Source organism: Leisingera sp. UBA4491, from assembly GCF_002388965.1.
GTDB lineage: Bacteria > Pseudomonadota > Alphaproteobacteria > Rhodobacterales > Rhodobacteraceae > Leisingera > Leisingera aquaemixtae.
The window spans coordinates 70,834-90,304 of sequence record NZ_DGNN01000004.1 but is presented as its reverse complement, the minus strand read 5'-3'; the positions used below and the strand labels follow the sequence as shown (position 1 = coordinate 90,304).

Here is a 19,471-nt window from a genome sequence, read left to right as displayed (position 1 = left end):
TTCAAACTTTTCCTTAGCCATGCCTTGGGCGCCTTTTGAAATGAGGGGTCAGCGTTGACCCGGTTTCCTCTGCGCGGGCGGATTATTTGGTTTGCGCGCAAAAATCAACCCGTTCCTGCTTGACAGAAGCGGAAATCACCGGGCTCAGCCAGCCGGGACCGGCTCCGCCGCAGCCGCTGCTGCCGCGCTTGCAACGCCCGCCGCGGGGCGCGGTGCGAACCAGCCCTGCTCCTTGTGGTTTTCGGCCATCCATTCCTCGACCTTGTCGGCGATATTGACCGCCAGCCCCTGGATCTGCTGTTCCTTGGTGCGGGCATGGCCCGACCCCAGCACCGCGCTTTCGCCGGTGGTGCTTTCGAAGATTTCCATTTGGTGCTTCTTGGCGAGGAATTTCTTGTTCGCCACGTCATAGACAAACACGTTCACCACCACCGCGCTTTTGGGAGAGAACAGCACCGGCACGCCGGGCGGTGCCAGCATGAAGCCTTCGAGCGTCACCGCCACATCGTATTGCTGGGTGCCCGCGTAGCGCCGCAGCCGGGTGTTCAGCGCATTCTCGATCGGGGCGGTCCATTCGCTGTGGTCGGCGTTGCGCGACAGCGGCCATTGCAGCGCCTTTTCGGTGTAGACATGAGTGACCCGGGCCTGGAACGCCCCCAGATCCTCGGGCGCTTCGTCCAGCCGGGTTTCACCGCAGGCAGTGAGCAGCGCGAAGGCGGCAAGCAGGGCAGAAATGCGGATCATGAGGCGTCCTCTGTAGGTATTCGGCCCCGCCGTGATAGCGCCGCGCGCCGCCGCGGGTAAAGACCCCTGAACAGGAACCCCCGCGCAGGTGGCGCGGGGGGCACAGGCTGGCAGGAAAATCCGCTGCCTATTTGAACTTGTAGCTCCGCGGGAAGCCGTGCGGCGGACGCTTGCCGACGCTGGCGCGCTTGCCCAGCCATTCGCCGAGGTCGGCCGCGTGGCGGGTCTTGCCGCCGCCCATTTCCCACTTGAGCCCGTCATCCCAGTTGAAGGTGGTGATGTCGCTGAGACCGCCGTCCAGCTCCAGCGAGCCCTGTTTGCCGCGGGCCATGTTGTATTTCTGCAGGCGCACGCCCTTGCCGCGGGTCAGCTCGGGCATCTCCTCGACCGCGAAGACCAGGAACTTGCCGTTCTCGGAGACCACAGCGACGTGGTCGCCCTCCACCGGGATACAGACCTTGGCGCGCTCGTCGTCCTTGACGTTCAGCACCTGTTTGCCGCTGCGGGTCTGGGCGACGATTTCTTTCTCGGCGCAGATGAAGCCGTTGCCCGCATCCGAGGCGACCAGCAGGCGGCCTTCCGGGTTGTGGATGAGCAGGTCGACGATCTCCGCCTCGTTCGGCAGGTCGACGATCAGGCGCAGCGGTTCGCCCATGCCGCGGCCGCCCGGCAGGTTGGCCGCCGACAGGGTGTAGAAGCGGCCGTTGGAACCGAACACCAAGAGCTTGTCGGTGGTTTCCGCGTGGAAGATGAAGCGCGGGGCGTCGCCGTCCTTAAACTTCAGCTCGCGGCTGAGGTCGATATGGCCGGTCATGGCGCGGATCCAGCCCATCTGGGAGCAGACCACGGTGATCGGCTCGCGGTCGATCATCGCCTCAAGCGGCACGTCTTCGGCCTCGCCTGCTTCGGCGAACAGCGTGCGGCGGGCGCCGCCTTCGTAGTCCTTGCCGAACTGTTTCTTGGTTTCCTTCAGCTGCTCGGAGATGCGGGACCACTGGAGTTCTTCGGAGGCCAGCAGGTCCACCAGCCCGGCGCGCTCCTCGCGCAGGGCGTCGCGCTCGCGGGTCAGTTCGATCTCTTCCAGCGTGCGCAAAGACCGCAGGCGCATGTTGAGGATCGCCTCGGCCTGCACCTCTGTCAGCTCGCCGACGCCTTGCGCTGGGGTGATGTAATCGGCCTCGGTGAGGGCGCGCGGGTGGTCCTTGCTCCAGTCCTCGCGGATCAGCGCGGCCTTCGGGTCCTCGTCATAACGGATGATGTCGATCACCCGGTCGAGGTTCAGGAAGGCAATGATGAAACCTTCGAGCACCTCCAGCCGGTGGTCGATCTTTTCCATCCGGTGGCGCGAGCGGCGCTGCAGCACGTCGCGGCGGTGGTCGAGGAAGGCGCGCAGCACCTCCTTCATCGAGCAGACCTTGGGGGTCACGCCGTCGATCAGCACGTTCATGTTGAGGCTGAAGCGGATTTCCAGGTCCGAGTTGCGGAACATCATGTTCATCAGAACCTCGGGGTCCACGTTCTTGGACTTGGGTTCCAGGATGATGCGGATGTCATCCGCCGATTCGTCGCGCACATCGGCGAGGATCGGCACCTTCTTGGTCTGGATCAGCTCGGCGATCTTCTCGATCAGCTTGGACTTCTGGACCTGATAGGGGATCTCGGTGACGACGATCTGCCACTGGCCGCGGCCCAGGTCCTCGACCTCATGCTTGCAGCGCAGGCGGAAGGAGCCGCGGCCGGTGCTGTAGGCCTTGGCGATGTTTTCCTTGGGCTCGACGATGATACCGCCGGTGGGAAAGTCCGGGCCGGGCACATAGTTCAGCAGCGTGTCATCGCGGGCATCCGGTGTCTTGATCAGATGCAGGCAGGCGTCGATCAGCTCGGCAATGTTGTGGGGCGGGATGTTGGTGGCCATGCCCACCGCAATGCCGGCGGCACCATTGGCCAGAATGTTCGGGAAGGTCGCGGGCAGCACCGCCGGTTCGGTCAGGCGGCCGTCGTAGTTGTCGCGGAAATCGACCGCATCCTCGTTGAGGCCGTCCAGCATCGCCTCGGCCACGAAGGTCATCCGCGCTTCGGTGTAGCGCGACGCCGCCGGGTTGTCGCCGTCGATGTTGCCGAAGTTGCCCTGGCCGTCGACCAGCGGGTAGCGGACGTTGAAGTCCTGCGCCAGGCGCGCCATCGCGTCATAGATCGCGGCGTCGCCGTGGGGGTGGAAGTCGCCCATGGTGTCGCCGGAGATCTTGGCCGACTTCAGGAAGCCGCCAGTGGAGCTGAGCCGCAGGCGGTTCATCGCATAGAGAATGCGCCGGTGCACCGGCTTCAGCCCGTCACGCGCGTCGGGCAGCGCCCGGTGCATGATGGTGCTGAGCGCATAGGTCAGATAGCGCTCGCCAATGGCGCGGCGCAGCGGTTCCAGGATTTCACCCTGTTCAGGGGCAGACGGCATGTCGGGATCTTCTACCAGGTCGGTCATGAAATCGTGATACTGCCGCCGCCGGAATTGGTAAAGCGGGCGTGCGCGAAATTCGCACAGGTTTGCCGCCCGGCTGCAGGGCGCGGGGGAGAAGACAGAAGAGTCTCCCCTGTTTCCCGGACGGTAACTTGCCCTAGATAGAATGGAACCAGGCAGCCGCGCCGCGCGTTACTTTCCAAACTCTTGCAATCAGGGCAGCGGCCTTTTGCGGGTCATTGGATTTGCCTGTTTATTTTTGGTCTGGGGGGACCTGGTTATGTCGCGATTTGTTATGTTGTCCTTCGCTTTTCTTGGGTGGGGATTTTATGAGCTGAGCGGCGGAGCGGATTTTGAACCGCCTCAGCGGCCTGAACCGGTCGCCGCTGCCAAACCAAGCACAAGCGCGCCCGAAACTGCCAGAATCACCGCGGCCTCCCTAAAGGCCCAGCCTGTGCTGACCCGCCGGTCACAGGCGAAATCGCCGGTGCGCCCCAAGGCTGACCCGGCGCTGCGGCAGCGTGTGGCAGCCGCGCAATTGGTCAGCGCGTCCAGCGTCCTTGCCTCCACCCAGTCCGCATTCTCGGTCGGCTCCGGCGGCGGCACGCTGCAGCTCGCCTCTCTGGATGGCGGCCTGGCCGCGATCACGGCAGCCCCCGCCCCGCAGACTGCTGAGGTCCCTGCCGCGGCGGCAGAACCTGCTGCGGAACCGGTCATCGACCGCCGCCGGATCCGCGCGTCGCGGGTGAACATGCGCCAGGGACCGGGCACCAACTATCCGGTGCTCGCCCGGCTTCTGGCCGGTGAAGAGGTCATCGTGATCGAGGACACCGGCACCGGCTGGCTGCATCTGCGCGCGCCCGAAAAGGGCATTGTCGGCTGGATTGCCGCTTCCCTGGTGAGCAAGAAACGCCCATAACTGGCCCCGGGCAATCCGGGTCGAAGGGCGTTTCGCATGAAAAAAACCATCCTGATTACCGGCTGCTCCTCCGGCATCGGCCTGGATGCGGCGCGGGGAATGCGGGAGCGGGGATGGCGGGTTTTTGCCTCCTGCCGCCAGCAGCGCGATTGCGACCGGATGCGCGCCGAAGGGTTTGAAAGCCCGCGCATTGATTACACTGATCCTGGCAGCATCGAGTCCGGCCTGGCAGAGGTGCTGGCGGCCACCGGCGGCACACTGGATGCGCTGTTCAACAACGGCGCGCACGGCTTGCCAGGCGCGGTGGAGGACTTGCCCACCGACGCCCTGCGGACGATTTTCGAAGCGAATTTCTTTGGCTGGCACGAGCTGACCCGGCAGGTAATCCCGGTTATGCGGGCGCAGGGGCACGGGCGGATCGTGCAGAACTCCTCGATCCTAGGCTTTGTCTCCTTTCCGTGGCGCGGCGCCTATGTGGCGACGAAATACGCGCTGGAAGGGCTGACCGACACCCTGCGGGTCGAGCTGAAGGGGTCCGGCATCCACATGGTGCTGATTGAACCGGGGCCGGTGACGTCGAAGATCCGGGAAAAGTCGATCCCGTATTTCGAGCGGTTCATCGACTGGAAAGCCTCGCCGCTGCGCGAGCTTTACGAACAGCGGCTGCTGAAGCGGCTTTATGAGAGCCGCGGCCCGGACCGGTTCGAGCTGCCGGCCTCTGCCGTCACCGCCAAGCTGGCGCATGCCTGCGAATCCCGCCGCCCGCGGCCGCGCTATTATGTGACCGCCCCGACCCATATCGCGGGCGTCCTGCGCCGCATCCTCAGCACAAGGGCAATTGACCGCATCCTGGTGCGGCTCGGATAGCGGATTCGCGGTCGCCTTCGGCTGCCGCGCGGGGTAGACGGGGCCAACAGAATTGATACGCTTGGGGGACAGAATGAGCGATCCGCTGTATTATCTGGCACTGGCAGCCGTGGCGGCTGTGGTTGTGGCGCTGGTCATCGGCATTGGCGGCTTTGGCAAGGGCGGCGAGTTCAACCGCCGCAATGCAAACAAGATGATGCGCCTGCGCATCCTGTTTCAGTTCATTGCGGTGGTGCTGGTGCTGTCCTACGTCTATCTGCGCAACCAGGGAGGATAAGCGGCGATGGTCGTCCTGAACAAGATTTACACGCGTACCGGCGACAAGGGCGAAACCGCCCTGGGCAACGGCGAGCGGGTGGCCAAGCATTCGGCCCGCGTGAACGCCTATGGCACCTCGGATGAGCTGAACTCTTTTGTCGGCGTGGCCCGGCTGGAGGCAGACGGCGAGATGGACGCCGCCCTGGCGCGCATTCAGAACGATTTGTTCGACCTCGGCGCCGACTTGTGCCGTCCGGAAATGGCACAGGATGCGGACGCCGAATACCCGCCGCTGCGGGTTGTGGCGGCGCAGGTCGAGCGGCTGGAAGGTGAGATCGACGTCATGAACAAGGATCTGGAGGCGCTGCGCAGCTTCATCCTGCCGGGCGGCTCGAAACTGGCGGCGCATCTGCATGTCTGCCGCACCGTCGCCCGCCGGGCCGAACGTCTGGCCACCGACCTCAGCACAACAGAGGACGTGAACCCCGCGGCTGTGAAATACCTGAACCGCCTCAGCGACTGGTTCTTTGTCGCCGCCCGCACCGCCAACAACGGCGGCAAGGACGACGTCCTGTGGGTTCCCGGCGCCAACCGCTGAGGCGCCCCTGCCCCGGTCTGATCCCAGGTCTGTTCCTTCCCTGATTCGCCCTTTGGCGCCGGATTCTGGCGAATCCGGCGCCAAACGCGTCATGTGCGGCAGCGCCGCCCTGCCGCTGCGGCAGCGGCGTCCTGCCGTCGCGGCAGCAACGTTCTGCCGTTGCGGCAGGCGGATTTCCCAGCGGAAACATTCTTGCAAAAATGATGTTCCAAATGAGCATACGCGACGTCGGCGTGCGCTAACGTGACGATTTTGCCCTGTTGCAGGCGCACACCAGCCGGTATCAACGCTGCGAGAGCATAGAGGGGGAGTCGCCCTGGGCGGCTTGCCGTTTGTTAAGGAGAGAACGCAAAATGAAGGTACTTGTGCCTGTCAAACGCGTGATTGACTACAACGTGAAAGTCCGCGTCAAAGCGGACGGCAGCGGTGTCGATCTCGCCAACGTTAAAATGTCGATGAACCCCTTCGACGAAATCGCCGTTGAAGAAGCCATCCGCCTGAAGGAAGCCGGCAAGGCTGACGAGGTCGTTGCGGTTTCGATCGGCGTGAAGCAGGCCCAGGAAACCCTGCGCACCGCGCTGGCGATGGGCGCAGACCGCGCCATCCTGGTGGTTGCTGCCGACGACGTGCACACCGACATCGAGCCGCTGGCCGTTGCCAAAATCCTGGCCAAAGTGGTCGAGGAAGAGCAGCCCGGCATCGTGCTCTGCGGCAAGCAGGCGATCGACAACGACATGAACGCCACCGGCCAGATGCTGTCGGCGCTGCTGGGCTGGTCCCAGGGCACCTTCGCCTCCGAGCTGGACATCGAGGGCGAAACCGCCAAGGTTACCCGCGAGGTCGACGGCGGCCTGCAGACCATTTCCGTGAAGATGCCCGCCATCATCACCGTGGACCTGCGCCTGAACGAGCCGCGCTATGCGTCGCTGCCGAACATCATGAAGGCGAAGAAAAAGCCGCTGGACGAGAAAACCGCCGCCGATTACGGCGTCGACGTCACGCCGCGCCTGGAAATCGTCGAAACCAAAGAGCCGCCGGCACGCGCCGCAGGCATCATCGTCGGCTCCGTCGACGAGCTGGTTGAGAAACTCAAAGAAGCGGGGGCTGTGTAATGGCTGTTCTTCTCCTTGCTGAAGTGACCGACGGCGCGCTGTCGATGGACGCAACCGCCAAAGCCGTGGCTGCAGCTTCCAAGCTGGGTGACGTGACCGTTCTGGCCGCTGGCGCCTCAGCTGCTGCGGCTGGCGAAGAAGCTGCCAAGATCGCAGGCGTGTCCAAGGTGCTGGTCGCCGAGGACGCATCGCTGGGCCACCGCCTGGCGGAGCCGACCGCCGCGCTGATCGCCGGCCTGGCGTCTGACTATGAGCACATCGTTGCTCCGGCCACCACCGACGCCAAGAACGTTCTGCCGCGCGTCGCCGCGCTCTTGGACGTGATGGTGATCTCGGACGTGTCCGGTGTTGTCGACGGCGACACCTTCGAGCGCCCGATCTATGCCGGCAACGCGATCCAGACCGTGAAATCGAAAGACGCCAAGAAAGTCGTCTCCTTCCGCACCGCGTCCTTCGACGCAGCTGGCGAAGGCGGCTCGGCATCGGTTGAGACCATCTCTGCGGCGGAAAACCCGGGCCTGTCCGAATGGATCGAAGACAAGGTTGCCGCAAGCGACCGCCCCGAGCTGACTTCGGCCGGCATCGTTGTCTCCGGCGGCCGCGGCGTTGGCTCCGAGGAAAACTTCAAACTGATCGAAAACCTGGCCGACAAGCTGGGCGCAGCCGTTGGCGCATCCCGCGCGGCGGTCGACTCGGGCTATGCCCCGAACGACTGGCAGGTGGGTCAGACCGGCAAGGTCGTCGCCCCGGACCTGTATGTCGCCGTCGGCATCTCCGGTGCGATCCAGCACCTGGCGGGCATGAAGGACTCCAAGGTCATCGTGGCGATCAACAAGGACGAAGAAGCACCGATCTTCCAGGTTGCGGACTTCGGCCTGGTTGCCGACCTGTTCGACGCCGTCCCGGCGCTGACCGAGAAGCTGGGCTAAGCCCCGCTAGACCGCTGAAGAAACAGAAAGGCCCGCCAAATGGCGGGCCTTTTTGCGTTCCGCACGCAGGTTCTATTTTCGCGGAAGCATCGGTTCCAGGCAGCCGGCCAGGGCATCAGCGATGCGCAAATGCTCTTTCGGCCCGATCATGTGGCGTGCTGCCGGCAGCTCCATCTGGCCGAACACCATGCCGGCAATATCGCGCGCGGCTGCCGCGGATTCGGCCCGGAATTCCAGGATCCCCTGCACCTTGGGGCGCAAAGCATCGGCCATCGCGCGGTCCACCAGAACCGGCTCATCCGGGAAACCGGCATCCGCCTCCAGATGATAGCGCAGCCACAGCAGCAGCACGCGGCCCTCCAGCGCCTCGATCAGCCTGCTCATCCGTTCGATCCAGCTGCGCTGCAGCTGTTCGCGCACCTGTTCGAACCGCTGGCCGGAGATGTCCCGCAACGTGCAGAGCAGATGCTTGTTAAAGTGGAATTCGGTAAAGTCCACCTCCGGATACAGCGCCTTAAGCGCGGGCTGCGCCTGCAAAAAGCGGTCATTGCGGCGCGGATGCACCCGGTAATAAGGGTTCGAGATGTTCTGCGCGCCCAGCATTTGCACCACCGAGACCTGCGCGCCCCTGGCGATGCCGGTCAGGGTCTCATCCTGCGCGAAACTGTCCAGCCCGGCATTCACGCTGCCGAGGTTGATGCAATCCACGCCCAGCCGGCTTTGCAGGGAGTCGACAAAGGGAAATTCAACGAATCGCCCGTAAACTTCGGTTCCGCCTAGAAAAGCAACGTAAGGCTCGGCCAAGGACCGTTGCGGCCCCCGCACCAGCAGCCGGGATTCCCCATATCTGCATGGTTCCCCCGAAAGCGCCCCCGCGCTTTTGAGTTCATAGCTCATTTCACCACCAATTTTTCACCCGAGACTCACTCTGAAGGCGAACCATTGCAATTTCCCTAAAGTGAGAATTTGCCTCAAATCCGCCCAAGCTGCTCTTGTGCCCGCCCTTCCCCGGCCAGTAAGGTTGCGGCAGATATTTCGGGAGCCTGAGGCATGGAAATTCAGAAGGTTGGTGTGATCGGCGCCGGGCAGATGGGCAATGGCATTGCCCACGTCATGGCGCTTGCCGGGTATGATGTTGTGCTGAATGACGTCAGCCAGCAGGCGCTGGACAGCGCGCTGAGCCTGATCCACAAAAACATGGAGCGCCAGGCCGGCAAGGGTAAGATCGCTGAAGCGGACATGAAAGCGGCGCTGGCCCGCATTCAGCCGTCGCTGAAGCTGGCCGATGTCGGCGCAACCGATCTGGTGATCGAAGCCGCCACCGAGCGTGAGACCGTGAAGCAGGCCATTTTCGAAGATCTGCAGCCGCATCTGAAGCCGCATACCATCCTGACGTCCAACACGTCTTCGATCTCGATCACCCGTCTGGCCAGCCGCACCGACCGCCCCGAGCGATTCATGGGGTTCCATTTCATGAACCCGGTGCCGGTGATGCAGCTGGTCGAACTGATCCGCGGCATTGCCACCGACGAGCCGACCTTCAGCGCCTGCCAGGAAGTGGTGGCGCGGCTGGGCAAGACCTCGGCCAGCGCAGAGGATTTTCCGGCCTTCATCGTCAACCGCATTCTGATGCCGATGATCAACGAGGCGGTCTATACGCTCTACGAGGGTGTCGGCTCCGTCAAATCGATTGACGAGTCGATGAAGCTGGGCGCCAACCATCCGATGGGGCCGCTGGAGCTGGCGGATTTCATCGGCCTGGATACCTGCCTGGCGATCATGAACGTGCTGCACGACGGGCTGGCGGACACCAAATACCGCCCCTGCCCGCTGCTGACCAAATACGTGGAGGCCGGCTGGCTGGGCCGCAAGACCCAGCGCGGCTTCTACGACTACCGCGGCGAAAATCCGGTGCCGACGCGCTGATCCCAAGCAGCGGGAGGGGGCGTGGCCCCCTCTTGACCTCGCGGCCAATTCACCCCCGGGATATTTCCAGGAAGAAGAAGAACTGGAGCCTGATCAGCCGTCTTTGCCGAGGCTGAGCGTATGCTCGCGCAGCCAGGCCATGAAGCCGCGCGGGTCGCTGTGCAGCTTTTCCATCTGCGCGTCCGTCAGCGGCCTGCCGACCACCGGCGCCTGCGGCTTGTTGCAGGAGCGCACGATTTCATGCAGCAAAAGGCCCTGGCGCAGGATCGGCGAGATCTGGCAGGCGATCTGATACCAGCGCGAATTATGTCCGGGGAAGTAGATCGGCACCACCCGGGCGCCGGAGCGGCGGATCAGCTGGGCGGTGAAGACGTTCCATTCGCGCTCAATCGCGGGGCCGAACCAGCTGTCCGACGACATCACCACGCCCGAGGGGAACAGCGCCACCGCGCCGCCCTCCTTGAGGAACGCCATGGTCTTGGCCCGCATATCGACCATCTTGCGCTGCGCTTCGGGGTCATGCGGGAAGGGCACCGGGATCATGAAGGAGGTCGCAGCCTCGTCCAGGCCGGTCAGCACCGAGCGGGTCAGGATGCGGTAGTCGAGGCGGCGGCGGCCAATGAGATCGGCAAAGATCATGCCATCGACCATGCCGTGCGGGTGGTTGGCGACGATCACCACTGGCCCCTCTGCCGGGATATTGTCGATCTGCTCCTGCGGCGTCTCCAGGTCGATGCCCATGGTGTTGAGCGCCCCGCGCCAGAACTTCTGGCCGCGGTATTCGGCGTTCTGCTTCTCGAACTTGCTGACCATGCGCAGGATCGTCAGCTTGCCGGTCAGCCATTCCATGGTCTTGATCGCCAGGGAGGTCCAGCGGTCATCAAAGGAGTTGGCATAGGTCAGCGTGCGGCGGTCATAGACCTCGCCCGTCTGCTCAGCGGTCTCCGATGCGATGCCGGTGTTCCTGTCGTGTGCGGTATCCGCCAATGTGCTCTTCCCGTTCCGCTGCCGGCGCGGGCTTAGTAGCCCTCGCCGAACTTGTCGGCCACCAGGGCCTCCAGCGCATGCGCCAGCGCATCAGCATCGGGCCCCGAAGTCTCGACGTCAATAGTCGTTCCTTTCGAGGCTGCCAACATCAAAAGGCCCATAATGCTGTCACCGGAGGCGGACAGCCCGTCCTTTATCACCTCAGCCGAGGCGTCAAACCCTTCGACCACCTCTACCAGCTTGGCCGAGGCGCGGGCGTGCAGCCCTTTTTCGTTGATGATTTTCAGCGTCTTCAGAGCCATTTAGTGTGCCTGCTCCCCGTCAGGGTTTACGTTTTGCGCGTTGATATACTTGCGCCCGGCCTCCATGGCCTGCCGGACCGCATCGGCCACCGGCAAGTGGCGGGATTTCGCCAGCTTGATCAGCATCGGAAGGTTGGCCCCGTAAAGAATGCGGCGGTCGGGCGGTGCGCAGGCCTTGAGGCTGAGGTTGGAGGGCGACCCGCCGAACAGGTCTGTCACAACCACAACCCCGCCGCCGGTGTCGACCTCATTGGCGGCGGCGCAAATCTCGTCCTGCTTGGCCGCCCGGTCGTCATCGGGGCCGATGGCGATGGCCACCAGGCTGGGCTGCGGACCCACAACGTGTTCCACCGCGGCGAGGTACTCCTTCGCCAGCCCGCCATGCGCAACGATCACAATCCCGATCAACCCGGCCTCTCACTTTTTTGCTGGCCTTGCAGCTCGCGGTGTCTAATTGACACTTGCTGGCCGTCTTCCGCAAGGGCCTTGGCCAGGGTTTCCGCCATCGTCACCGATCTGTGCTGGCCGCCGGTGCAGCCGAAGGCGATGGAAAGATGCGACTTCCCTTCGTGGCGGTAGGCGGGCAGCAGCAGCCGTGTCAGGTCCAGAACCCGGGTGAAGAACGGCTCATACAAGGGGTCCGCCTTGACGTAGTCCTGAACCGCACGGTCCTCGCCGCTCAGCCGCCGCAGCGCCGGCTCCCAGTAGGGGTTCGCCAGGAACCGGCAGTCGAATACCATATCGATGCCGTGCGGCATGCCGCGCTTGTAGGAGAAGCTTTGCACAGACAGCGCCAGTGCCCTGCCCTCCGGTGCGAACCAGCGCTCAATCTCCGCCTTCAGCTGGTGGACGTTCATCTCCGATGTGTCCAGCAGGATGTCGGCCCGGTCGCGGATCGGCCCCATCAGGTCGAGTTCGCGGCGCACGCCTTCGCCTGGAGATTCGGCAGGCGCCAGCGGGTGGCGGCGGCGGGTTTCCGAATAACGGCGCAGCAGCACATCCGGCTGTGCGTCGAGATAGAGCACGGTCAGCTCCAGCTCGCCGCGGCCGCCCAGCATGTCGATCACATCCAAGAGCGCGCGCGGCGAGAAGTCCCGGTTGCGGCTGTCCAGCCCCAGCGCCATCGGGCGCGGCGCAGCGGCGGCGTCGAACAGCCCGGGCAAGAGGCGCAGGGGCAGGTTGTCGATCGCCTCGAACCCGAGATCCTCCAGCACGTTGATCGCCGTGGTCCGGCCTGCGCCGGAGGGGCCGGTGACCAGAACCGCCGGCACCGCCTGTTTCACCTGCTCAGGCATCCGGGTCCAATGCTCCGCATCTGAGGTATTGCATCAGGGCCGGGGCGAAATGGGCGCCGTCCACCCGTCTGAGCCGGGCCACCTCCTGCTCCAGAAGCCGGGTTGTGCGGCGCACCGGCAGGCGTTCGGTTTCCGTTTCGTCGAGGTCCACCAGCGCCGCCACTGGCACCGGGCTGCGGATCTGCGCGTGCAGCAGCCCCATAAAGCGTGCCTCGATCAGCCCGCGGATCGGCTCCGGCGCGCTGGCGACCAGCAGACCGTCCAGAAGCTGGACCTGCACCCGGTCATCCGCCACCAGCTGGGCGCCAAAGGCCATCAGCTGCAGCGCCAGCGCGGACTTACCCTGGCCGGAGGTGCCGGTGATCAAAAGCCCCCGCCCCTCCAGTGCGACGCAGGAGGCATGCAGGATGAGGCTTTCAGGTTCAGGCATAGATTACACCGGCAGACCAACCACGAACCGCGCGCCCAGGGGTTCGGAGGTGACATCGGCCTCAGTCGGGCGGATGTTTTCGGCCCAGATCACGCCGCCATGCGCCTCGACAATCTGCTTGGAGATCGCCAGGCCAAGGCCGGAGTTATTGCCGAAATGCTCCATCGGGCGCTGCGAGTAGAAGCGTTTGAAGATCTTGGACAGCGCCTGGTCCGGGATGCCGGGGCCGGTGTCCTCGACCACCACCAGCACCCGGTTGGCGCGGCGCCGCGCCCAGACGCGGATGGCGTCGCCCTCCTCGCAGAAGGAGATGGCGTTGGTGATCAGGTTGACAAAGACCTGTGCCAGCCGGGCCTCCAGTCCTTGCAGCATAATCGGCTGGGCCGGAAGATCGGTGATATAGTCGATCCCCTTGGCGCGGGCGTCCTCGCCCAGATACTGGTTCAGATTGCCCAGCATGGCCAGCAGGTCGAACTCCTCTTCCTCCTCCTTGACCAGTTCAGCGTCGAGCCGCGAGGCATTGGAGATGTCGCTGACCAGCCGGTCCAGGCGGCGCACGTCATGTTCGATCACATCCATCAGCTTCTCGCGCTGATCGTCGCGCTTGACCATGCGCAGGGTGCCGACGGCCGATTGCAAACTGGCCAGAGGGTTCTTGATTTCATGCGCCACATCGGCAGCAAACTGTTCGTTGCTGTCGATGCGGGAATACAACGCCTTGACCATGCCGCGCAAAGCCCGGCTGAGGCGGCCGATCTCATCGGGGCGGGCGGAGAGGTCGGGAATGCGGATCCGGCCCGGGCTGGATTTGCGGCTGCCGCGCTCGCGGCCCAGTTCAGCGGCCTCGGCGAGGTCGGCCAGCGGGTTGGCAATGGTGGAGGCCAGCACCAGGCTGAGGCCGACCGAGACCAGCAGGGCAACAACGAACATCTGCAGCACCCGCTCCTGCTCGCCGCGCACCAGCGCGTCCACTTCGCCGGTGGGCGAAGTCAGGGCAATCACGCCGACGGCCGCCCCGTTGTGGAGGATCGGTGTCGCGGCAGAAATCACCCGGCTGCCAGTGGTGTCGACCACGGTTTCAACCCCGGTGCCGCCGTTCATCGCCTGGCCGACCAGGCCGCCCAGCCGCTGCTCCAGCGACGGGCCGGGACCCTCCGTGCCGCTAGCAGGTGCGCTGCTGCCGGCAATGCCCCACAGGGCAGACAGCATATCGCTGATCAGCGTCCTGCTGGTGCCGCTGTCATTCAGCACATTCAGGGCATCGCTGCGGTCGACCCCCTTGACGCTGGAAATCAGATTGCCGGTGGTGTCGAAGACAAAAGCCTCGACGCCGCCGCGCAGGCTGAGACGCGCCAGCGTGTCTTCGGCCTGGATGCCATCGCCGGCCGCAAAGCTGACCGATCCTGCAGCCGGCATTTCCGCCTCAAACACGTCGGCTGCGAGCATCGCCTCAGAGACCAGCGCGCCGGCACGCTGCTGCACCAGGCTTTGGCGCGAGGAATTCAGATAGAGGATGCCAGAAACCAGAATGATCAGCGCGATCAGGTTGAAGGTGATGATCTTGCGGGTGAGCGGCGAACCCTTGAGCGACAGCAGCCCGCGGCGCGCGCGTTTGACCCGCATTTCCCGCGTGACGGATTGCTCGGGGGTGACCCAATCCTCCCCCAAGACCACATCGCCGCCCTGCTGGCGTTGCACTATGCTGGTATCGCGCATACGCGCCCACTCCTCCGGCCGGGGGCTTGCGCCCCGCTTAAACGTGCCGCCTATTCTTCATTATAACGGTAACCGATTCCATAAAGAGTTTCGATTGCCGCAAATTCCGGATCCGCGCTGCGCATCTTCTTCCGCAGACGCTTGATATGGCTGTCGATGGTGCGGTCGTCCACATAAACCTGGTCATCATAGGCCACATCCATCAGCTGGTCGCGGCTTTTGACAAACCCCGGCCGCTGGGCCAGCGCCTGCAGCAACAGGAATTCGGTCACCGTCAGCGACACATCCTTGCCCTTCCAGCTGACCGCGTGGCGCAGCGGGTCCATCCGCAGATTGCCCCGCTCCATCACCTTCGTCTCGGGGCTGCTGGTGCCGGCGGCATCGCTGCTGATCGCCTCCTGACGGCGCAACAGCGCCCGGATCCGCTCCACCAAGAGCCGCTGCGAGAAGGGTTTCTTGACATAGTCGTCAGCACCCATCCGCAGTCCCAGAACCTCGTCGATCTCGTCGTCCTTGGAGGTCAGGAAGATCACCGGCATCTGGGTTTTCTGGCGCAGCCGCTGCAGCAGGTCCATGCCATCCATGCGCGGCATCTTGATGTCCAGCACCGCCATATCGGGCAGCTTCTTGTTGAACGCATCCAGCGCCGCCTGGCCGTCATTATAGGTTTCGACCTCAAAGCCCTCGGCCTCAAGCGTCATGGAAACCGATGTCAGGATGTTCCTGTCATCGTCAACCAAAGCAATCTTTGACATTGGAATTGCCCCTAATCTGCTCTGTTCACTGTTTTGTTTTAGCCAACTTCATCGCCGTTCTGATGCGCCGAATCAATCCCATTTGAGGAATCGCGGCGATCTTTGGACTCTATTGGGGCAAAAATACCTTAGCGTCTGCTGAACAAGCGGGCGCTTTTCGCCATTGCAAATAATGGTTGCGCTAAACATCGCCTTGGTGGCGCTAACTAGGGTAAGCCGGCCTGTTCACCGCCTAAAACGCCATGTTAAGACCGCGCCACCGGCAGCGACGCCGTTTTCTATTGCCCCAATGGCGCAGCCGCGCAGCCTGCGTGCCGCCCGCGCCGCCACAGGAGAAAAAACGCATGACATCTGGACGGGTTAACCCGCAATTCCGCCTCGAAGATCAGGGCATCGAGGGCCTGGGCAATGTCTATTACAACTTCATGGAGCCGGCGCTGATCGAAGCCGCGCTGAAGCGCGGCGAAGGCACGCTGGGCAATGGCGGCGCCTTCCTGGTCACCACCGGCAAATTCACCGGCCGCTCGCCCAAGGATAAACACGTCGTAAAAACCGACAGCGTGCGCGACACCATCTGGTGGGACAACAATGCGGCGATGAGCCCGGAAGGCTTTGATGCGCTTTATGCCGACATGCTGGAGCACATGAAGGGCAAGGACTACTTCGTCCAGGACCTGGTGGGCGGCGCTGACCCGGCACATGCGATCAACGTCCGCATGGTGACCGAGCTGGCCTGGCACAACCTGTTCATCCGCACCATGCTGCGCCGTCCGGACCGTGAAGACCTGGATGATTTCACCGCTGATTTCACCGTCATCAACTGCCCCAGCTTCAAGGCCGATCCCAAGCGGCACGACTGCCGCAGCGAGACGATCATCGCGATGAACTTCGACCGCAAGATGATCCTGATCGGCGGCACCGAATACGCAGGCGAGAACAAGAAATCCGTGTTCACCCTGCTGAACTACCTGCTGCCGGAAAAGGGCATCATGCCGATGCACTGCTCCGCCAACCACGCCAAGGGCAACCCGGTCGACACGGCGGTGTTCTTTGGCCTTAGCGGCACCGGCAAGACCACCCTGTCCGCCGACCCCGACCGCGTTCTGATCGGCGATGACGAGCATGGCTGGGCCGACAACGGCACCTTCAACTTCGAAGGCGGCTGCTATGCCAAGACCATCAACCTGAACCCCGAGGCAGAGCCGGAAATCTATGCCACCACCTCCAAGTTCGGCACCGTGATCGAGAACATGGTGTTCGATCCGGAGACCAAAGAGCTGGATTTCAACGACGACAGCCTGACCGCCAACATGCGCTGCGCCTACCCGCTGCATTACATCTCCAATGCATCGTCCAGCGCCCGCGGCGGCCACCCGAAGAACATCATCATGCTGACCTGCGATGCCTTCGGCGTGCTGCCTCCGATCGCGCGGCTGACCCCGGCGCAGGCGATGTACCACTTCCTGTCCGGCTTCACCTCCAAGGTGGCGGGTACCGAGCGCGGCGTGACCGAGCCGGAGCCGACCTTCTCCACCTGCTTTGGCGCGCCCTTCATGCCGCGCCGCCCGGAGGTTTACGGCAACCTCTTGCGCGAGAAGATTGCCCAGCACGGCGCGACCTGCTGGCTGGTGAACACCGGCTGGACCGGCGGCGCCTATGGCACCGGCAGCCGGATGCCGATCAAGGCCACCCGCGCGCTGCTGACCGCGGCGCTGGACGGCTCGTTGGCGGATGCGAAATTCCGCAAGGACGCCAACTTCGGCTTTGACGTGCCGGTCAATGTGCCGGGCGTGCCGGAACTGCTACTGGATCCGCGCCGCACCTGGGACGACAAGTCGGCTTATGACGCGCAGGCGGCCAAGCTGGTGCAGATGTTCTCCGACAACTTCGAACAGTATCTGCCGTTCATCGACGACGACGTGAAGGCCGCGGCCATCGGCTGAGGCCGACCGCATTCCCCTGAGGAAAGAAAACCCCGGCCCTGCGCCGGGGTTTTTCATTTAAGGAAATTAATTTTACCCTAAACACTTCTTTAACCCTTCCGGCGCAAATCTTCCGCAAGCGCAGCTTTGCGCCTGATTTACCGATATTTGCGCCGCATCCGGGGAGGGCGAAGTGGATAAAGAGGCTTTGACGGTTTTCAACAGCATATTCAGCACCGGAAGCGCTTTTGTGTACCGCTGCGCCAATGACGAGAACTTCACCATGAAATTCATGGCGGGACAGGTCGAAAAACTCTGCGGCTGCCCGAAATCGGACATTCTGGGAAACGCAAAGGTATCTTATGCCGGATTGACCCATGCAGAGGATATCGACCGCGTCTTTGCCGATGTGGATGCTGCCATCGAAAGGCGGGGGAACTGGGACGTTGCCTACCGGCTCAGCCGGCCCGATGGCTCCGAAACCTGGGTGCGCGAACGCGGCAACGCAGTGTTCAGCGACAGCGGTGAAATGATCTATCTGGAAGGGCTGGTTGTGGATGCCTCGGCCGAGGTCAGCCTGCGCAGGGAACTGCAGGAGACGCTGAACCGCACCGAGGCGGCCAACGCCGAGATCATCAATCTTGCCGAGAACATCCTGCGGTCGGTGCAGAAGCTGTCCATTCTGGCCATAAACGCCGGGATCGAGGCCGCGCGGGCAGGCAAGGCGGGTCTGGGTTTTGCCTATCTTGCCCGAGAGATCAAGGCGCTGGCGGATGAGAACAACCGCTGGGCCAACCGCATCACCGACACGATGGCCCAGCGCAAGCGCGACGAGGCGCGGGAGGCCGCCAGCGGCACCAAGGCCGGTTAGCGGGACACCGATCCCGCAACCATATCCCGCACCTTGAGCGCATAGCGGTCCGTCATGCCGGAGACGAAATCAGCCAGCGCGTGCATCGCCGTATAGGCGTCCTCCACCCCGCGCAGGTCCAGATCCACGGCACGGATCAGCTTGGCCCAATAGCCGTGCCTTGCCTCCAGTTCCTCGACATCCCAGCCGCACGCGGCCAGGTCGCCGTAAAGACCGTGGAAATGGTCCAGCACTGCGTGCAGCACCTGGCGCCCTGTGATCTCCAGTTCAGTCTTGCGGCGGGCAACAAAGATCCGCTGCTCTGACAGCTCTTTCAGCCGGGCAAAGGCCTGCGCCTTGGAGGACACTTCCATCAGCCCGTCGTTGAATTCGCCCATCATGATGGCGTCATAGTTTTCCAGAAAGGCGGTCACGGCGGCGTCGATCGACTGGCCGATGGCAAAGGCGCGCAGCAGCCCGATGCGGTCTCGCATCGGCAGGCCGCGGTCCTCGTTCGGTTTTCCGACGATCGCTTCCAGTGCCCCGGCCACCTCGGCACGGTCCAAATCGCCCATGCTGGCCGCGTCCTCGATATCCAGAATGCGGTAGCAGATGTCATCCGCCGCCTCGACCAGGAAGGCCAGCGGATGCCGCCGCCGCCAGCCGCCCGGTTCGGCCGGAAGGCCCAGAGCCTCGGCGGTCTCTTCAAACAGCGCTGCGTCCGACTGGAACACACCGAATTTCTTCAGGCCGACATAGGGCGCCTTGCCGGCCCCAACAGCCTCATCCCGCACCAGACGGGTGCAGGGGTATTTCATGAACGCCCCCAGCGTCGCATAGCTGAGCCGCAGCCCGCCCTGCTGCTGCGCGTATTCCAAGCGCCCGACGATGCGGAAACCCTGCGCGTTGCCCTCGAAATGCTCAAACTCGGCGCGCAGGTGCGGCGGCACCTCTGCTGCGATGCCGCGGCCGGACCGGAACTGCGCCGCGAACCAGTCGCCGATGCTGTCCTCGCCGGAGTGGCCAAACGGCGGGTTGCCGATGTCATGCACCAGGCAGGCGGCCTCGACGTGGCCTGCCAGACGCGCCACCTGATCCGCTGCCAGGCTGCCGCGCTCCGCCAGCGCAGCCCCTACCCCTGCGCCCAGCGAACGGCCCACGCTGGCGGTTTCCATGCTGTGGATCATCCGGTGGTGCACGTGGTCATGGTTATGCAGCGGGTGCACCTGGGTTTTCTGCGCCAGGCGGCGGAATGGCTCCGAAAACAGGATCCGGTCGTAGTCCTGCAGATAGGCCGGGCGGCCCGGTTTCTCGCCATACTCCGGCCGGCACAGCCGCCCCGGGTTCAGCAGCCTGTTCCACTCCATCGCCATGCGCCTGCTCCTTTTGCCTGTTTGACAGCGCTTAAA

General features: G+C 63.7%; 20 protein-coding genes. 9 read left to right on the top strand and 11 right to left on the bottom strand.

Annotation, left to right across the window (positions count from 1 at the left end; translation table 11 throughout):
- Positions 1-144 precede the first annotated feature (144 nt).
- Together B2P87_RS01460 and parC are read right to left on the bottom strand one after the other, a co-directional pair.
- The gene (locus B2P87_RS01460; protein ID WP_141891418.1) at positions 145-744 is read right to left on the bottom strand and encodes a hypothetical protein; all 600 of its coding nucleotides are present in this window, start codon (positions 742-744) and stop codon (positions 145-147) included.
- A 127-nt stretch (positions 745-871) separates the two neighbouring features.
- Positions 872-3,220, bottom strand: a complete 2,349-nt coding sequence (gene parC, locus B2P87_RS01455; RefSeq protein WP_141891419.1) for a DNA topoisomerase IV subunit A — start codon at positions 3,218-3,220, stop codon at positions 872-874.
- 430 nt (positions 3,221-3,650) lie between these two features.
- Here parC and B2P87_RS01450 point away from each other — a divergent pair, with 430 nt between their 5' ends.
- The 6 genes from B2P87_RS01450 to B2P87_RS01425 all read left to right on the top strand — a co-directional run bounded on the left by B2P87_RS01450 (position 3,651) and on the right by B2P87_RS01425 (position 7,879).
- Positions 3,651-4,115, top strand: coding sequence for an SH3 domain-containing protein (locus B2P87_RS01450; protein WP_244940740.1), 465 nt, complete (start codon positions 3,651-3,653; stop codon positions 4,113-4,115).
- Between the two features lie 36 nt (positions 4,116-4,151).
- The gene (locus tag B2P87_RS01445) at positions 4,152-4,982 is read left to right on the top strand and encodes an SDR family NAD(P)-dependent oxidoreductase (protein ID WP_141891421.1); all 831 of its coding nucleotides are present in this window, start codon (positions 4,152-4,154) and stop codon (positions 4,980-4,982) included.
- A gap of 73 nt (positions 4,983-5,055) precedes the next feature.
- Entirely contained in the window at positions 5,056-5,259 is a 204-nt protein-coding gene (locus B2P87_RS01440) for a twin transmembrane helix small protein (protein ID WP_008553684.1), read from the top strand.
- A 6-nt stretch (positions 5,260-5,265) separates the two neighbouring features.
- On the top strand, positions 5,266-5,838 hold the full coding sequence (locus tag B2P87_RS01435; protein ID WP_141891422.1) for a cob(I)yrinic acid a,c-diamide adenosyltransferase: 573 nt from the start codon (positions 5,266-5,268) through the stop codon (positions 5,836-5,838).
- A 353-nt stretch (positions 5,839-6,191) separates the two neighbouring features.
- Positions 6,192-6,950, top strand: coding sequence for an electron transfer flavoprotein subunit beta/FixA family protein (locus tag B2P87_RS01430; RefSeq protein WP_141891423.1), 759 nt, complete (start codon positions 6,192-6,194; stop codon positions 6,948-6,950).
- Entirely contained in the window at positions 6,950-7,879 is a 930-nt protein-coding gene (locus B2P87_RS01425) for an electron transfer flavoprotein subunit alpha/FixB family protein (RefSeq protein ID WP_058286522.1), read from the top strand. The genes B2P87_RS01430 and B2P87_RS01425 overlap by 1 nt, the downstream gene beginning before the upstream one ends.
- 72 nt (positions 7,880-7,951) lie before the next feature.
- Here B2P87_RS01425 and B2P87_RS01420 read toward each other — a convergent pair whose 3' ends face one another.
- Positions 7,952-8,776, bottom strand: a complete 825-nt coding sequence (locus tag B2P87_RS01420) for a DUF6473 family protein (protein ID WP_141891424.1) — start codon at positions 8,774-8,776, stop codon at positions 7,952-7,954.
- A 153-nt stretch (positions 8,777-8,929) separates the two neighbouring features.
- Between B2P87_RS01420 and B2P87_RS01415 the strand changes: the two genes are divergently transcribed.
- Positions 8,930-9,805: a 3-hydroxybutyryl-CoA dehydrogenase gene (locus B2P87_RS01415; RefSeq protein WP_141891425.1), complete on the top strand. Its 876-nt coding sequence runs from the start codon at positions 8,930-8,932 to the stop codon at positions 9,803-9,805.
- A gap of 93 nt (positions 9,806-9,898) precedes the next feature.
- Here B2P87_RS01415 and B2P87_RS01410 read toward each other — a convergent pair whose 3' ends face one another.
- From B2P87_RS01410 to B2P87_RS01380, 7 genes are read right to left on the bottom strand one after another with little or no spacing between them, the layout of a single operon-like run.
- The gene (locus B2P87_RS01410) at positions 9,899-10,792 is read right to left on the bottom strand and encodes a lysophospholipid acyltransferase family protein (RefSeq protein ID WP_141891426.1); all 894 of its coding nucleotides are present in this window, start codon (positions 10,790-10,792) and stop codon (positions 9,899-9,901) included.
- A gap of 32 nt (positions 10,793-10,824) precedes the next feature.
- Entirely contained in the window at positions 10,825-11,094 is a 270-nt protein-coding gene (locus tag B2P87_RS01405) for an HPr family phosphocarrier protein (RefSeq protein WP_027235562.1), read from the bottom strand.
- Complete coding sequence (locus tag B2P87_RS01400) at positions 11,095-11,502, bottom strand: PTS sugar transporter subunit IIA (RefSeq protein ID WP_058286518.1); 408 nt, start codon at positions 11,500-11,502, stop codon at positions 11,095-11,097. It abuts the gene before it with no gap.
- The gene (rapZ, locus tag B2P87_RS01395; protein WP_141891427.1) at positions 11,499-12,389 is read right to left on the bottom strand and encodes an RNase adapter RapZ; all 891 of its coding nucleotides are present in this window, start codon (positions 12,387-12,389) and stop codon (positions 11,499-11,501) included. Before rapZ ends, B2P87_RS01400 begins: the two co-directional genes overlap by 4 nt.
- A complete protein-coding gene (locus B2P87_RS01390) occupies positions 12,382-12,819 on the bottom strand; it encodes an HPr kinase/phosphorylase (RefSeq protein ID WP_141891428.1) in 438 nt (145 codons plus the stop codon). Before B2P87_RS01390 ends, rapZ begins: the two co-directional genes overlap by 8 nt.
- 3 nt (positions 12,820-12,822) lie before the next feature.
- A complete protein-coding gene (locus tag B2P87_RS01385) occupies positions 12,823-14,535 on the bottom strand; it encodes a sensor histidine kinase (protein WP_141891429.1) in 1,713 nt (570 codons plus the stop codon).
- A 50-nt stretch (positions 14,536-14,585) separates the two neighbouring features.
- Positions 14,586-15,290: a response regulator transcription factor gene (locus tag B2P87_RS01380; RefSeq protein WP_008555485.1), complete on the bottom strand. Its 705-nt coding sequence runs from the start codon at positions 15,288-15,290 to the stop codon at positions 14,586-14,588.
- 344 nt (positions 15,291-15,634) lie between these two features.
- Between B2P87_RS01380 and B2P87_RS01375 the strand changes: the two genes are divergently transcribed.
- Together B2P87_RS01375 and B2P87_RS01370 are read left to right on the top strand one after the other, a co-directional pair.
- Positions 15,635-17,233 carry a phosphoenolpyruvate carboxykinase gene (locus tag B2P87_RS01375; protein ID WP_141891430.1) on the top strand — a complete coding sequence of 533 codons (1,599 nt, stop codon included), beginning with the start codon at positions 15,635-15,637 and terminating at the stop codon, positions 17,231-17,233.
- Between the two features lie 229 nt (positions 17,234-17,462).
- Positions 17,463-18,083, top strand: a complete 621-nt coding sequence (locus tag B2P87_RS01370; protein ID WP_286851502.1) for a methyl-accepting chemotaxis protein — start codon at positions 17,463-17,465, stop codon at positions 18,081-18,083.
- Here B2P87_RS01370 and dgt read toward each other — a convergent pair.
- A complete protein-coding gene (gene dgt, locus B2P87_RS01365; RefSeq protein ID WP_208764496.1) occupies positions 18,080-19,435 on the bottom strand; it encodes a dGTP triphosphohydrolase in 1,356 nt (451 codons plus the stop codon). The genes B2P87_RS01370 and dgt overlap by 4 nt on opposite strands.
- Positions 19,436-19,471: the final 36 nt, after the last annotated feature.